The organism is Ruminococcus sp. RTP21484sp1_RTP21281st1_A8_RTP21281_210402 (assembly GCF_040914025.1).
Classification (GTDB): Bacteria; Bacillota; Clostridia; order Lachnospirales; family Lachnospiraceae; genus Blautia_A; species Blautia_A faecis.
In genome coordinates this window covers 1-15,815 of sequence record NZ_JBCPGE010000013.1, presented here as the reverse complement: position 1 = coordinate 15,815, position 15,815 = coordinate 1, and the positions used below count along the sequence as shown (strand labels likewise).

The 15,815-nt window shown below is 44.4% G+C and carries 9 protein-coding genes; 7 read left to right on the top strand and 2 right to left on the bottom strand.

The window, feature by feature from the left end; genetic code table 11:
• Positions 1 to 129: 129 nt before the first annotated feature.
• The 5 genes from miaB (at position 130) to AB5170_RS08000 (ending at position 9,684) form a co-directional block, all read left to right on the top strand.
• Positions 130 to 1,578: a tRNA (N6-isopentenyl adenosine(37)-C2)-methylthiotransferase MiaB gene (gene miaB, locus AB5170_RS08020; RefSeq protein WP_118578058.1), complete on the top strand. Its 1,449-nt coding sequence runs from the start codon at positions 130 to 132 to the stop codon at positions 1,576 to 1,578.
• Positions 1,579 to 1,918: 340 nt separating this feature from the next.
• On the top strand, positions 1,919 to 3,007 hold the full coding sequence (locus tag AB5170_RS08015) for a GGDEF domain-containing protein (protein WP_173717765.1): 1,089 nt from the start codon (positions 1,919 to 1,921) through the stop codon (positions 3,005 to 3,007).
• 57 nt (positions 3,008 to 3,064) lie between these two features.
• Entirely contained in the window at positions 3,065 to 4,606 is a 1,542-nt protein-coding gene (locus AB5170_RS08010) for a diguanylate cyclase (RefSeq protein ID WP_173769058.1), read from the top strand.
• A complete protein-coding gene (locus tag AB5170_RS08005) occupies positions 4,603 to 8,217 on the top strand; it encodes an ATP-binding protein (protein WP_368361786.1) in 3,615 nt (1,204 codons plus the stop codon). The genes AB5170_RS08010 and AB5170_RS08005 overlap by 4 nt, the downstream gene beginning before the upstream one ends.
• 96 nt (positions 8,218 to 8,313) lie before the next feature.
• On the top strand, positions 8,314 to 9,684 hold the full coding sequence (locus AB5170_RS08000; RefSeq protein WP_368361787.1) for an MATE family efflux transporter: 1,371 nt from the start codon (positions 8,314 to 8,316) through the stop codon (positions 9,682 to 9,684).
• Positions 9,685 to 9,890: 206 nt separating this feature from the next.
• Here the strand turns inward: AB5170_RS08000 and AB5170_RS07995 are convergent, their stop codons facing one another.
• Positions 9,891 to 11,129, bottom strand: a complete 1,239-nt coding sequence (locus AB5170_RS07995; protein WP_368365058.1) for a M56 family metallopeptidase — start codon at positions 11,127 to 11,129, stop codon at positions 9,891 to 9,893.
• A 28-nt stretch (positions 11,130 to 11,157) separates the two neighbouring features.
• Positions 11,158 to 11,562: a hypothetical protein gene (locus AB5170_RS07990; protein WP_173715990.1), complete on the bottom strand. Its 405-nt coding sequence runs from the start codon at positions 11,560 to 11,562 to the stop codon at positions 11,158 to 11,160.
• Between the two features lie 280 nt (positions 11,563 to 11,842).
• Here AB5170_RS07990 and AB5170_RS07985 point away from each other — a divergent pair, with 280 nt between their 5' ends.
• Entirely contained in the window at positions 11,843 to 12,889 is a 1,047-nt protein-coding gene (locus tag AB5170_RS07985) for a 5'-3' exonuclease H3TH domain-containing protein (protein ID WP_173735579.1), read from the top strand.
• A gap of 203 nt (positions 12,890 to 13,092) precedes the next feature.
• Positions 13,093 to 15,815: hypothetical protein (locus AB5170_RS07980; RefSeq protein WP_368365057.1), on the top strand; the 2,723-nt coding region annotated here is incomplete at its 3' end.

Genomic DNA, 15,815 nt, shown 5'->3' with positions numbered 1-15,815 from the left:
TGCAGGGCAGTGCTTAGTGTGGGGAAATAAATTGCTGGACAAAAGGGGGTAAATAGGATAAAATATTTAGATATAGACAGGAGTAGCCCCTTGATTTGACAAGGGGTCTTTTTATGAAAGGAATAAAGTATGTTTAATGAAATTGATTTCAGTAAGATAGATACGAGTATTACACCGCCTCAGGATGATACAGAGCGTCAGTATTATTATATGGCGAAGCTGGCTGAGATGGTGGCTTTGAGGGAGCGGGAGCTGGGACGGCGGATTACTTATTGTCTGCAGACGTTTGGGTGTCAGATGAATGAGAAGCAATCTGAGGTTGTCGCAGGGATTATGGATGAGATTGGTTTTAAGAGACAGGAAACAGAGGATGCGGATGTTGTGATTTATAATACCTGTACGGTTCGTGAGAATGCCAATCTTAAGGTGTATGGTCGCCTTGGTAAGTTGCATAGTCTGAAGAAGTCTAATCCGGATATGAAGATTGCTTTGTTTGGGTGTATGATGCAGGAGAAGCAGGTTGTGGATAAGATCCAGAAGGATTATCCATTTGTCAATCTGGTGTTTGGAACCCATAATATTTTTAAGTTTGCAGAGCTGTTTTATGAGATGGAGAATCGTGACAGCCAGCTGATCGATATCTGGGAGGGTACGGATAAGATCGTGGAGGAGCTGCCTACAGAGCGTAATTATTCTTTTAAGTCCGGTGTGAATATTATGTTTGGATGTAATAATTTCTGCAGTTATTGCATTGTGCCTTATGTAAGAGGGCGTGAAAGAAGCCGTGAGCCGGAGGCGATTGTGAAAGAGATAGAGGCTCTGGTGGCGGATGGCGTTACAGAGGTTATGCTTCTGGGACAGAATGTAAACTCTTATGGAAAGACTTTGAAGGATCCGGTGACTTTTGCACAGCTTCTTGAGAAGGTGGAGCAGATCGAGGGGCTGAAGAGAATCCGGTTTATGACTTCTCATCCGAAGGATCTATCTGATGAGCTGATCGAATATATGAGTAAGAGCAGGAAGGTGTGCCATCATCTGCATCTGCCTATGCAGTCTGGCAGCAGCCGTATCCTGAAGATCATGAACCGGCATTATGATAAGGAGAAGTATCTGGGACTGGTGGAGAAAATCCGTACAGCGGTGCCGGATATTTCCCTGACTACAGATATTATTGTAGGTTTCCCGGGTGAAACTGAGGAGGATTTTCAGGAAACTCTGGATGTAGTGGAGAAATCTGATTTTGATACTGCATTTACCTTTATCTATTCCAAGAGAAGCGGCACTCCTGCGGCGAAGATGGAGGATCAGGTTCCAGAGGATGTGGTGAAGGATCGTTTTGACCGCCTTCTAAAGCTGGTTCAGGAGAAAGGAAGAGAAGTCTCTTCCAGATTCCAGGGCGAGGTTCAGGAAGTTCTTGTTGAGACGGAGAGCAAGGAAAAGGGTATTTTCACAGGAAGAACCCAGTATAATCTGCTGGTTCATTTTCCAGGAACCCCGGATCTTCTTGGCAAGTATGTGAATGTGCGTCTGGATACCTGTAAAGGCTTCTATTACATGGGAACAAGAGTGGAGGATTAAAGCACCTGCCGAATCGTTACAAAAGATTTATATATCAGATTTTTTTATTCTGTAATCCTGACTATGAATAAAAAGCAATATTTGGCAAAAAGGCTACTGTCACTTCGTGACCAGTAACACGCTTTGCGATGCGCAGAAATCATGCATTCGCATGATTTCGTGCTGAGATTCCCGGACTTCCTGTGAACTTTGTTCGCAAAAAACACCTTGCGGAACGTTACCATTGAACCGTAAAGTAAAAAGCGCAAATAATATAAATAATTACAAAAAAGGTTGCATTTTTGTGATAAATAGTGCAATATTATTATATTGAACACTCGTGGGAAAGGCGGCACCTGTAATGGTTAAAGGGCTGTGCAGGAAATTTAATGCATTGTTGAGGAAAGAAGCAGTTCATGAGAATGAGCCTCAGCGTATATTGTTCCTTCTCAGAATTATATTGTTGATTCTGGGACTTTATTTTCTGATCATTCCGTTAGTATTCTGCATTGTGGGACCGAAGACAGAGGTCTGGACAGGATATATTTTCGCAGCAATGTCGGTTGCTGCTTTTTATGCAACATACCGGTTGAAGGTACACACCAGTGTGCTTGTCTGCAGTAGTCTGCAGCTGGCATGGGTGATTGTGTTTGTTATTCTCTATGGATGGGACTGCGGTATTCAGCATCTGATGTTTGAGATGCTGGTACTGGTATATTTTGCTGTCTACAATTCTCTTGTGTATAAGGTCAGCTATACAGTAGTTCTGTTCGCAGTACGATTCAGCCTGTTTTTGTACTGCAGGGTAAATATTTCTGTTTTTGCCCTGACAGAAACGGCTACAGTTGTATTACAGATCATAAATACCATTGTGACGTTTGTGCTTATGGCTGTAGCGTGCAGTATGTTCAGCTCCAATGTGGAATCTGCGGAGAAGAAGCTGGTGCTGTATAATGAGCAGTTGAAGAAACAGGCAGGGACCGATCCGCTGACAGGTTTGTGGAACCGCCGTCAGATGATACAGTACATTACGGAGAAGCGCAGGAAAGAGCCTGTTATGGCGTTTACCATTGGTATGGGCGATATTGATTTCTTTAAGAGAATTAATGACCACTGGGGACATGACTGCGGAGATGCGGTACTGGTATGGATCACACAGCACATGAGCCGGGAATTGGGTGAGCATGCCAAATTGTGCCGCTGGGGAGGCGAAGAATTCATCTTCTTTTTCCCGGATATGAACGGAGACGAAGTATGCCTTATGCTCAACACTCTTCGCATGAAGCTGGGCAACGATCTGTTTGACTGGAGGGGAGAATGGATTCCGGTTACTATGACGTTTGGCGTGGAGGAGAATGATTTCAAGTCCAATATAGACACCTTGCTGAAAAATGTGGATGCGAAACTTTATATGGGCAAAGAACAGGGAAGAGACCGGGTGATCTATTAAACTCACCGGGTCTTTTGTCGAATTAACAACAGTAATAAGCAGGAGAATAAAACTTGTATGTATACAGTTGAAGAAATAAAAAATAAAGTAAAAACAGGAACCTGGACAAAAGAGGATGTGGCACGCTGTGTGGAGGAGCTGAAGCAGATATCGGATTTTACTGTTTATACAGAAGAAATCTATTATATAAGTTATGGGATTTTTGCCTATAATTTTCGGGAATATGCCTATCCTCTGATCGAAATCTGCCGGGAGGCCGGAGTTCACATGGAGCGTTCCAAGGAGAAATCCAGACTTTATCTTGCCCTGGTAAGACTTTATTTCTGCCTTGGTTTTCCCCCGAAGATTGTGGAATATGGCCTGAAATATGCCAATTCCGGATTTACCTTAAGATCCCCTCTGAAATCTGTTTATAACACTATCGTAGCCGCTTTTTCAGACTGTGGACTGTTTTTTGAGGCGGATTTTTATCTGGAGAAAATGATGGATATTTCCAGACTGGATCCCTGTGACAGCAGTGTGGATTTCTGGAATTCGGATACTTTAAATGAGCTGGTCTATTATGACAGCAAGGTTTACGTGAAGCTGGGCATGGGAGATGTTGCAGGCGCGGAGCAGGCGGCAGTGGATATGCAGGCGATTCTTACAGAACGGGAGATTCCTGAAGATGGCAGAGCCTTTTTCCTGCTTCAGAAGGAATTTACGGACTTGTATCTTCGCCTTTACCAGCAAAAAGACAAGGCGGTCATTGCGGAAGAATTTAACAGCTATATGAAGAAAATGGAAGCCGGGGAGGGTGCCAGGGATACCTTAAGCTTCTGCGTCTGCTATTTCGGAGAGTTCCTTCAGGTAATGGCGGAGGAAGAACGCTGGGACGATATTATACGTATTGGCAGCTACATTAAGAATGCCCGGAATTTCAGCGGAAGCTTCTGTCCGGTTTATAAGCTTATGCGCACGGCTGCATACGGAAGTGACCGGGAAGAGCTTCGGAGACAGATACCGGAATTCGAGAGAATGTATCTGGAGTCTCTGGAGCAGGAGAAGGAGAATTACGACCAGATGGTACGTCTCCTTACCCGTGAGGAGCTTCGGATTGAACGCCTGAAGGTGTCCATGGAGAAGGATGCCCTTACCGGCTGTCTGAACCGTGCGGCTTTTGACCACAACAGCAAGCGCTTTATGAAGAATCATAAGAAGGGCAGCCTTGTATTTATTGACCTGGATTATCTGAAGCTGATCAATGACTGCTATGGCCATGAAAACGGAGACCGTTACCTGGTGTGTTTTGCAGAGAATATGAAGTGTGCTATGGACAGGCAGGATCTTCTGTACCGGTATGCAGGAGATGAGTTCCTTATTTTGTCTGCACTGGAGCCGGAGCAGATACAGGAACGGCTAAACGAAATTCTGGAAAAGAGCCCGATCCATTTTGATATTAACGGAGAAATCCGCAACATCAGCTTTTCCTATGGCATTGTGGCATTTGAGGAAAAAAAGGGAAAAATCGCAGATTTGGTGAAGGAAGCGGATCAAAGAATGTATCAGTGCAAGAGCCGGAATCATGAGCGTATTTCCAAAAGAGGTGCGGCGGAATGATCACGCGGGAAAATATTATTCATTTTTACACCAAATACAAAGAAAATCTGAAGACGGAAGATCAGATTCAGGAGAATCTGCTGAAGGCAGAAGACCAGGAGGCGTGGATCGAAAATCTGAAGAACAAATCCAGAATGATGCGCAGGCTTTACATTGAGAATGAGGCACTTCTGAATCTGTATATCCGCCCCTTCCTTGACGGGGAGGCGAGCCTGAACGAGGAACTGGCGAGAGAATTTCTGCATCAGATCCGCATGGCCGATGAGGAGGGCTATGAGGATAACCTTGCCATGCTGGAAATTCTGGAGCTTCTGGATGGATATTTTCAGAAAAGTGATGATCTGGACTCTTATATCTGGACCCTGAATCTTCTGGGAAATTTTTATAACCGTCCCTTCAGTGATGAAGATGGAAAGAAAGGAGCCATGTATTTTGACAGACTGCGGGCACTTTCTTCCAGATATTTTGAGATTGAGGATTTTGACGTAAGGAAGCGAATCCTTTTTTCCTATTATAATTTTCCGATCGTGTTGATGAACTTTAACCTGGACACGTCCAAGGAGCTTTTGCAGTACATTGATGAGGCACTGGAATTTTATAATGATGAGAAAGTCCGGGAATTAGACGGAGAGAGGTTTGATTTTGATGAACTGATCGAAGAACTGAATTATGATCTTCTTGGAAATTCAGTCCTGAGATTTACCGTGAGGGAGATTGATCCGAAGCTTCTTTCCAGAGCATCCCGGGTTCTGGAAGAATATTATCAGCGTGAGCTTGAGAAGAATCCGGAGCCCTACGAAATGTTGGATGAAATATACTGTAATTATAAGTCCTGTCTGTTCTATCAGGGGAAGATAACCTGCACAGAGCTTCTGGAGGATTATCGGAAATTCTGTGAACACAGTATGGAGCATGACGATCTGGACAGCCAGGAGGGAGTGTCTTTTTCTGACAGCCGCTATTTTCAGGTTGCGATCAACCATCTGCCGACGATTTTGGAATTGTTGGAGAAATATGCGGATGAATATCACGGAGCACCAGATCTCCGTGATTTTTGTGTATCCAATTATGTGCATGCTATTCGCAGGCTGTCCAGGACAGAAAACGATACCTTTGTGAATGATGTAGTATGGCGTTCTCTCAGGGATGTGTTGAAATATATTACCGGAGATGAAATAAACACCCTGGTTCTTATGCAGATCATGGTAAGCCGGGATGAAGGCACTGCCATGCACAGTGCAATGGTGGAGCAGATTGCCAGGCGAATTCTGAATGTAGTGATGAAAAAGCGGCCGGAGCTTCTGATTGGAACCTTTGGTTATGAGAATGTGGTGGAAGTGCTGGAAAATCAGGAGACGATTCTGGACTATGTTTCCCAGTCTGCACAGCTTCTGGATATTGGAATGATCAGACTTGCATCTATTGTGAACAAGCAGTCACGGCAGCTGACACAAAGGGAAAAGAATGGTATTTTCAGCCATCCCTGTGAAGGGGCTAAATTCGTCGAGGAGATTCCGGCTCTTCGCAAATATCGGGATGCTGTTCTGGGACATCACAAATCCTGGGATGGAAAAATAGGATATCCGGCAGATTTTGACAATACCAGGTCAAATGAGCGTATTCTTATTGAAATACTGCATATCAGCGATTGTCTGGATGCAGCCACTGACTTTGTGGGACGAAGCTATAAGAATGCCAAGAAGCTGGAACAGGTAGCGGAGGAGTTTTCCTGGGGAAAGGGTTCTGTTTATTGTCCGGAGCTGGTGGAGTTTCTGGAAGAGGACAAAGAACTGCAGGCAGATCTCAGATATCTGCTGGGAGCGGGACGCATCCGTACCTGTTATTCGGTATATGGCAAGGCAGTAGATCAAACTGAAATAGAAGAGAGCAGGTTGTTCACAGATATTGAAAACTGGGAAGCCAGCAGCCGGAAGCAAAGTGATGAAGAGGGAGATACGATTCTCGATTTCCTTCACAAAAGCGGAAACGAGAGCCGTCAGCTTCTTGGAGCACTGGCAAGGAATTCTCTGATCATTTTGTATGTGGATATGATGTCTGGCGAATACAAGGTATACTACCGCGGAAACCAGAGACTTCTGGATAAAAAGATTCCGGACGGTTATTATGGAGACTTCCTGAAAGAATATCTGGCGCCAAACTGCGAACCGGGTGATTGGGAAAAAGTACGGCTGAAAATCAGACTGTCAGAGCTTTCCCATATATTTCTGGAGCAGGAGGGCAGCTATGAGTGTGAAGCCCGGATCAGGGCAAAAGATGCTTACCGCTGGGTGCGGTTCCAGTTTATCTGTCTGGACGAGGAAAATGTTATGCCTGGCATGATGACTGTGATCGCGACAGATGTTCAGGAAAGCCACAGCAGAAATGAACAGCTGATGAACAGTCTGAAGGAGGCATATCAGTCTGCAGAAGAGGCAAACAAGGCAAAAAGCATTTTCCTCAGCAGTATGTCCCATGACATCCGCACTCCTATGAATGGAATACTTGGTATGACCCAGATCGCCATGAATCATCTGAACGATCCTGCGCGTATTCTGGATTGTCTTCAGAAGATCGACGATTCTTCCAGACACCTTCTGGAGCTGATCAATGAGGTTCTGGATATGTCGAAAATTGAGAGTGGGGATACGACGCTTCATGAGGAACCACTGTACCTGAGCAAAACCATGAAAATTGTGGATGGAGTATGCCGTCAGGCAGCTGTTGATAAACAACAGATTTTCGATATGGATATAGAAGAAATCCGGGACGATCATGTGCTGGCAGATCCGGTAAGACTCAGGCAGGTTTTGATCAATCTGATTTCAAATGGAGTGAAGTACACGCCTGAGCATGGATGTGTGCAGGTAAAGGTAACCCAGGGCAATAGCTTTGCAGAGGGCAAAGCAAGATATTCTTTTGTGGTGAAGGATAATGGAATCGGAATGTCGGAAGAATTTCAGAAGAAGCTGTTTGAGCCTTTTTCCCGTGAAGATAACAGCATGACAAATGCTACCCAGGGAACAGGACTGGGACTTTCTATTGCCAAGTCTATTATTGCGCAGATGGGTGGAAGTATTGAGGTAAAGAGCATTCAGGGAAAAGGTACGACGTTTCTTGTGCGGCTGGATCTGAAGCTTGTGGGAGAAGAGAAGGAGGCTGACCAGGCCTTACTGGCAGCAGAGGCTGGTGAAGAGAAGGAAAAGGATCCGGGCTTTTTGAAGGGTCGCAGGATCATGCTGGTGGAGGACAATGAGCTGAACCGGGAGATTGCTTACGAGCTTTTGTCCGAATCCGGTCTGATCGTGGATGTGGCAGAGAATGGACAGGAGGCGATCAAGCTTCTTGGAACCCGGCCGGAGAATTATTATGAACTGATCTTCATGGATATTCAGATGCCGGTGATGAATGGTTATGAGGCCACGGCAAATATCCGTGCAGGAAAGAGCGATTACTGGAAAAATATTCCGGTGATCGCCATGACCGCAAATGTGTTCCAGGAGGATGAGAGCCGGGCTGCAGAGTGTGGGATGAGTGATTATGTGACTAAGCCAATTGACATGAATGTGATTTATTCTGTCCTTGAAAAATGGCTTCGAGGACAGAAAGGATGATGTGAGCCAGTACCTGCCAGAGCTTTTTATATACTCTGGCGGCAGACCGGAAGGGACTTCCGGTGGTGCTGGCATATGGATGAGGGAGCGATAGAGTTGAGTAAGAATAAGTACGAAATTGATATGTGTAACGGAACCATTATGGACAAGCTGGTTTCTTTTGCCATTCCGCTGATGGTTTCCGGAATTCTGCAGCTGATGTTCAATGCTGTGGATATTATTGTGGTGGGACGGTTTTCCGGCAGTCAGGCCCTGGCAGCAGTTGGTTCTACTACCGCTTTGATCAATGTATTTACCAATCTTTTTATTGGTGTTTCACTGGGAGCTAATGTACTGGCTGCCAGGTTCTATGCGGCAGGTAAGGCGAAGGAGATGTCGGAAACGGTACATACGTCTGTTACACTGGCTTTGGTCAGTGGTGTGGCGATGGCTGCTGTAGGACTTGTTTTTTCAAGATGGGCACTGGAGGTTATGGGAACGCCTGCGGATGTGATTGACCAGTCCACTTTGTATATGAGGATTTATTTCCTGGGAATGCCGTTTTTTATGCTTTATAACTATGGCGCAGCTATTCTGCGTGCGGTAGGGGATACCAGGCGTCCGCTGATGTTCCTGGTCGTGGCTGGTGTGACCAACGCGGTGCTGAATATGATTCTGGTGATCGTGTTTCATCTGGGTGTTGCAGGTGTTGCCATTGCGACCATTATTTCCCAGCTGATTTCCTGTATTCTGGTTCTTAGATGTCTGTATATGACGGACAGCAGTTATCAGCTTCGTTTTTCCAGATTGTGCATGAAGAAATTTTATCTGGTACAGATTTTCCAGGTGGGAATACCGGCAGGAGTGCAGAGTACGGTTATTAACATTTCCAATGCGCTTTTGCAGTCTTCTGTAAATTCCTTTGGTTCCACTGCTATGGCTGGTTATACGGCGGCGAATAATATTCTGGGATTTTTGTATGCGTCTGTAAATGCGGTCACGCAGGCCTGTATGAGCTTTACCAGCCAGAATTATGGCGTTGGGAAATATAAACGTATGGACAGAGTGCTGCTGGACTGCGGAATCCTGTCCTTTGTGATCGCCCTTGTGCTGGGATGCGGCTCTTACATGTGTGGCGGTGAGATCCTGAAGGTTTACACAGAGGATCCGGAGGTTATCCGATGCGGTGTGGAAATTCTTTCCATCACCACAGTGCCCTATTTCTTATGTGGAATCATGGATCTTTTTCCTGGCGCTCTCCGGGGAATGGGACATTCCGGTGTGCCTATGATCCTTTCTATTATCGGTACGGTTGGTACTAGAATTGTGTGGATCTTCTGGATATTCCCACAGCACAGAAGCCTGTACACCTTGTTTATTTCCTATCCGGCATCCTGGTTCATTACCATTGTGTTGCAGGTGATCTGCTTTGTGTTTGTGAGACGGACGGTGCATGGACAGCTGAAGGGTACCGGGAAAGCGGCGTGATGGAAAGAAAGAAGAGAAATGTTATAATATGTTTCTGAAACGGGTAAGAGCCAGGGAAAGCGAAACGCTTCCCTGGCTCATTTTTAGCTTCCGTTCCCTCTGAGCTTCACGAAAGATAATAATGGAAAATGACATAATTGGGTAAGTGTGAATGATTTAATAATTCGGCTGGGCTAACTTCCTCCCATTAAAGTTAGTGCAGGCGATTATTTGTGTGGGCATTTGGCGTAGGTGCGTGTGCCAACATAATCCATGATGACAAGGTGATTGCACTTTTGACAGATTTTTGCAGTGTAAGTTTTAACGACACAGCCACCGTTGCTTTGAGGATAATGTAAATCTGAATAACCTGATTTAAAATCGTGAGTGCATATAAGGGCACGTGGTTCTAAATCTGATTCATTAACTGAGATATTTTCATGGCTTTCTGTTTCGAAATAAATATTTGAATATTCGAATATGTTATCTTGAGATTCAGTATCAATAAATGAAGCATCTACAGGAATAATGACAGAATCAGCAACTTCCGTCGTCTGCATCGGCGCATATCCAAACACCGTAGTCCCACTCAAAAACACAGATGCCAATATTGCCGCAGCAGTACCAATTTTACTGGCTTTCCTATTCTTCATCATAATAAATTCCACTCTCCTTTTCATCGTATGTTTGGCCCCCAACAAGTTGTTTTTCCAGACTACAGGAACCTGTCTGTTTCTTGCGGAAAGATTCACGAGAGCGACTGCGTAGGCTTTTCTCTCCTCCGTGGTGAAACCTTCAGTGGCGGCTTGATCTGCAATATTTTCGGAAAAGCTGGTGTAAAGCAGAAGCGTAAGCAATGTTAACGGATTATAAAAATGAAGGCAAATGGCTAACAGGCAGAGCAGCTTTACAGCTGAGTCATGGCGGCGCAGGTGCGAGTATTCATGCCGCATAATCATTTCTGACAATCTGGAATCCTCAAGGCTCTCCGGCGCGACAATGAAAGGTTTCAGGAAACCTATAGTATAAGGAGAACCAATAAGGGGAGAAATACGGTATTCTACATCCCCGATTCCAGGTAAGAAACAAGTTCTTTTCTCAGTAATCTTTTTCAGCTTTCGCGTGAGCCGGTGATACTTTATGATTTCGTAGATACTGAAGCCTGATATAAAAAATAGCCAGCATAATCCAATCATAAGAATCCAGTCGGACATCCATAATGAGATTCCGTGATAAGAAATTGATCCTTTGTCATCAAAATTGATGTAATAAGAGATGTTTGCAAGAGCATCTGTTCTTCTCAAAACATCTGTTGGCATCAGATATTTAACCACCTGAAACGGTATCAAATACCCCGCCAGACTCAGAAACACCAGGTTCCAGCCAAGCCGGTATGAAAATTTTTTCCTTTGGAGAAGCAATAGCAGGAGACAGATGATCAGTGGCACTGTTCCTGCTATGCTCATACAGATTAAAAGCATGCAAGTCCCTCACTTAAAATTTGTCAATAAAATCCAGCAAGTCCTTCTGATCTTCTTCGCTGAGATCGGAATCTTCGGCAAAGGCACAGAACAGACAGGTAAGTGAATTTTTAAAGCTCTGGAAATCAGAATCTCCAGAATCCCTGCAGCTGGTCTGGCGATTTTTTATCAGCTCCTTCATCGCATTCCGGAACAACAGGTTCTTCTTATCAAGCTTTCGTCTAAGCTGCAAACAGTGTACGAAGAGACCTAAGGTTACCAGAGGAAGGCTAAAGGATAACAGAATTGCTTTCGCCAGGTAAAAGGCAGCAGCCGGCTGATCCAAATTCGGAATTCCGTTCATCATGCAGATCAGCAGCGAGCATCCGGTGACGATCACAAAGAGAACGCCGGATAAGGTTAAAATTATTTTTTTCATTGAGTACCTCCTCATTCTACGTAGAGCGGGAATTCAGAAATAATTTTGTTTTCTGCTCCCTTCACTATATATACGAAAACCAGAGAAAGAAATAACACGAAATCTGAAAAAATTTTTGGAAATTTTTCAGATAAGATAAATTTATGGTATACTTACAGAGAAATTGAGAGAAATCACAGGTCTGATATCATATCAGATATTGGAAAGACATTTCCTGACAGTGTGTAAAAATCAACACTTTGTTAGGAAATGGTCAAATAATCATAGAAGGAGAACAATCATGCCAAAATTTCTGATCATCGACGGCTCCTCCATGCTGTCCACATCCTATTACGGAAATCTTCCCAAATCTATCCTTTTCGCAAAGACAGACGAGGAAAAAGAGAGACACTATCCGGAAATCCTGCACACCTCCGATGGAAAATACACAAATGCCATGTTCACCATGCTTCGCACCCTTCTGGCTGTCTATAAGAAGGTAAAGCCGGAATACGTGGCATTTACCTTTGACATGACAAGAGATACTTTCCGCCGCACCCAGCTTGGCGCCGATTTTTACAAAGCCAATCGCAAGGAGACTGCCCAGCCATTAAAAGAACAGTTTATTCAGATGGAAGAGCTTCTGAAAGCAATCGGTTGTCCGGTATTTATGAGCCAGGACTATGAGGCTGACGATTATGCGGCATCTCTTGTGGAGAAATTCCAGGGCCCGGATCTGCAGACTTATGTGCTTACCAAGGATCACGATTATTTTCAGCTGGTAAGCGAATATACCCGCATGTGGCGTGTTGTTACGAAGGATAAGCTGGAGAACTTAAAGGATGCATATGGCCTGTTTGGAAAAGAGGCTTACGAGGAACTCCCTTCTAATGTATTTGAATATACACCGGAAATTGTCTGTTCTGAGGAAGGGGTATATCCGGAACAGATTCCTGTGCTTCTGGCGATCACTGGAGATCCAGGCGATGGAATTCCAGGCTGTAAGGGCGTTTCCTCAGCAGCAGCGCCGCTTGTAGCAGAATATAAAACCCTGGACGCGATCTATGAAGCAATTGAGGACTGCGAAGACGTGGCAAAGAAAGAAAAGGAACTGAATACTTTCTGGAAAGAAAACCTTGGAATAGGCAGAAGCCCTCTGAAAGCACTGAAAACAAATAAAGAGATGGTATACTTAAGCGAACAGCTGGCAACTATGAAACATGACATTGAGATAAAAGAAAGCCTGGAAGATATGCGGCTTCATATTAATGCAGAAGAACTGATCAGACAGTTAAAGCGCTACGAAATGAACAGTATTTTGACGGAATATGAAAAAACACTAAAATAGTCAAAATGTAAAGAAAACACTTAATTGTCAGAAAAAAGAGAAAATATCAGAAAAATACAAATGGGTGTGGGTAATGTGTGCTTATTTGCACAAAATACATAAATTATTCACAAAACACTTGCCTAAAACGGAGTAATACGCTATAATTTCCCCATACTACTTATTGATCAATTTCAATAAATTTAATTCATGGAGGGAAATGTATGAAGAAAGATTTGAAAACACTCAATAAGTCTGTTGCCATTGCAATTGCAGCGGCAATGACCGCAACTTCCGCACCGACACCACTTCTGGCGTCAGATTTTACAGATGGAGGAGATTTCGTATCTGAGTCTCCGGCAGCGGAAGCGGACACCACAGAGGAAGCTACTGTAGAGGCAGATGGCTTCGGAGATGAAGCCGCAGTGGCAGCTGTTACCGAGGAGGGCTTCGGTGACAGTGAGGCAGTTGCAGACGCAGAAGAGAGCGGAAGCACCGACGAGGTTGCTGCTTTTGATGCAGAGGCACCTGGCAAGATCGGACATGTTGCATTTGATGAGGAGGATAAGAATGTTCTTACCTGGTATGCAGACCAGAAGGCAGATGAATACCAGATCCGTGTAACAGACGGAGAGTACACTTACCGCTACTATTATAATGCAAGCGAGCCAGAGACCGGTTATCCGTCCACAGTCAACTTAAGCTATAGTCTTACAAATCTTACCATGCAGCCGTTCAAGGTTGACGCAGAAGGAAACCTTGTATACAAACCAGATGGTAAAGACGGATATATTGCAGGTCTTGAGAATGGCAAGACATACAAGGTTTCCGTTCGCGCCGTAAACCGTAACAGCGCAGATGGAACTGTTGCATATGGTGAATGGTCTGACGCTGTAGATTATACCTACGCAAAGAAGGTCGCTGAGCCGAAGAGTGTGACAATTTATGCAGCTGAAAGAAAGAATCAGATTCAGGTATCCGGCGAGAACCAGAACCTCGAGGTTTCCATTAAGGATGAAGCTGGAAATGAATATTATTCTTATGCATATGGAGCAAAGGAACCCTCCTATGTAACTACTTCAGGTAACTGGCTCAATTTCTATGAGAATTACGGTTATCTGCTTAAAAAGAACGACACCACAGGTCTTTATGAAGTCGCTTCTGATGCAGACGGAAAATATATCGGTGCTTTCCAGAAAGGCAAGAAATATACCGTTAAAGTCCGTGCATATACGGGCTCCGGCGACGAGAAGAAGGTAGGCGACTGGTCCAATGAGCTGGTTGTAGAAGCAGACGACAGCGGCAGTCTTGTACCAGAGAAGACCGGTAATTTCAAATACAACGATGAATATGAATATGTAAGCTGGAACCGTATCCAGAATACATATGTATCCCAGTACGAAGTTGAAGTAGATGGAAAAGTTGCCTTTACAACAGATTCCAATTATTCCTATCCAAACTTCTATTTAGGAAGAACCTACGGAGAGTTCAAATTTGAAAGAGGTAAAACCTATACCATCCGTGTCCGCGGAATTAATTACAGATATGAGAATGGTGCAAACAAGAAGCAGGAAGGTGAATGGTCTGACGCTTATACAGTAACTTATAAAGCTGTAGATACAAGCCTGAAGAAAGTCTCCGGTGTAACAGCTTCTTCTTATGTTCTCAGCTGGAATCCGGATAAGAATGCAGACAGCTATGAGATTAAGATTACAGACGAAGCTGGACGTGAGTACTTTGAGTCACTGGCATCCGATCGGAAGAGTGGCAGGTATACCAGAGTAAGCGGCACCAGATATTCCTTTGATGAGTCTGATTATAGAACTTATACAAGTGTAGACGGAGTTCTGGAACCTGTTATTTATCCGGCTACCGGTCAGCCTGTTTATGCATTTGAAGACGGAAAGACCTATAATCTTTCTGTTCGTGCCGTTAAGATCGGAGAGGATGGTAAGGAAGTATACGGAGACTGGTCCAATGCATTTGCATACAAAGTAACCGCTTCAGATGCAGGTACCAGTGAGAAGCCTGCAGCTGTTTCCGGTGTAAATGTAAACACAGAGGCTAGTGAGCCAACCTTGCGTTGGAACGCACTTGACAATGTAAACCGCTATGAAATCCTTGTAAAAGATTCTGCCGGCCGTGAATACGTGAGCTCAGCTTCTCTGAAGGATGACGGAACTGTTGATAAGACCTACTACAGCGTCGGACGCGGTAATTTCCCAAGTGTTTCCCTGTCAGAGCTTAAAGATGAAGATTTGTATACATATACAACAGATCCTAAGGTTTCATTTGACCGTGTAAGAGATGAGAAGGGCGATCCGATCAAAGCAATGGCTCCTGGAGAATCCTATGCCTTCCAGGTACGTGCAGTACGCACTTATACCGTTGATACAGACGGAAAGAAAGTCACAAAGACCGTAGAAGGCGACTGGTCAGCACCGTCCGCTGCATTTACAGTAGATGCTCTTCAGCCGATCACAGATCTTCAGTATGTAAAAGCTGACGATGAGTACTATTATTTCACATACAGTGCAAAGGTTGATTTAGACAGCGTATGGTATCAGATCGCAACAGGCGCAGAATTTACTACTGCAACTATGGTAAGTGACTGGAGCAGCTTCTATTATGATGGCTCAGCTGGTTCTGCGAAACTGAAGATCAGCAAAAACAACAGTAATCTGGAAGCAGGAAAAACCTATTATGTTCGTGCAGTGAGCAGTGCAGACAGACCGGAAGAGGAAGAGGTTGCAAAACTGAAACCTGCAGCTGTCTCCTTCTCTACAGATGCAGAAAAGGCACCTAAGAATGTAACTGGCTTAGAGATGTATAAAGAATCTGCAAACAGCTTCAAATTCCGTTTTGACGCTGTTCTGGAAGAGGGCGACTCTTATGAGCTCCAGTACACAGATAAGGCACAGCCTTCCGAAGAGGACTGGGTAACAGC

Bases quoted from the DNA above. Each gene is read 5' to 3' on its own strand.
- AB5170_RS07985 (WP_173735579.1), top strand. From the start codon at position 11,843: ATGCCAAAATTTCTGATCATCGACGGCTCCTCCATGCTGTCCACATCC.
- AB5170_RS08015 (WP_173717765.1), top strand. From the start codon at position 1,919: ATGGTTAAAGGGCTGTGCAGGAAATTTAATGCATTGTTGAGGAAAGAA.
- AB5170_RS07990 (WP_173715990.1), bottom strand. From the start codon at position 11,562: ATGAAAAAAATAATTTTAACCTTATCCGGCGTTCTCTTTGTGATCGTC.
- miaB (WP_118578058.1), top strand. From the start codon at position 130: ATGTTTAATGAAATTGATTTCAGTAAGATAGATACGAGTATTACACCG.
- AB5170_RS07995 (WP_368365058.1), bottom strand. From the start codon at position 11,129: ATGAGCATAGCAGGAACAGTGCCACTGATCATCTGTCTCCTGCTATTG.
- AB5170_RS08010 (WP_173769058.1), top strand. From the start codon at position 3,065: ATGTATACAGTTGAAGAAATAAAAAATAAAGTAAAAACAGGAACCTGG.
- AB5170_RS08005 (WP_368361786.1), top strand. From the start codon at position 4,603: ATGATCACGCGGGAAAATATTATTCATTTTTACACCAAATACAAAGAA.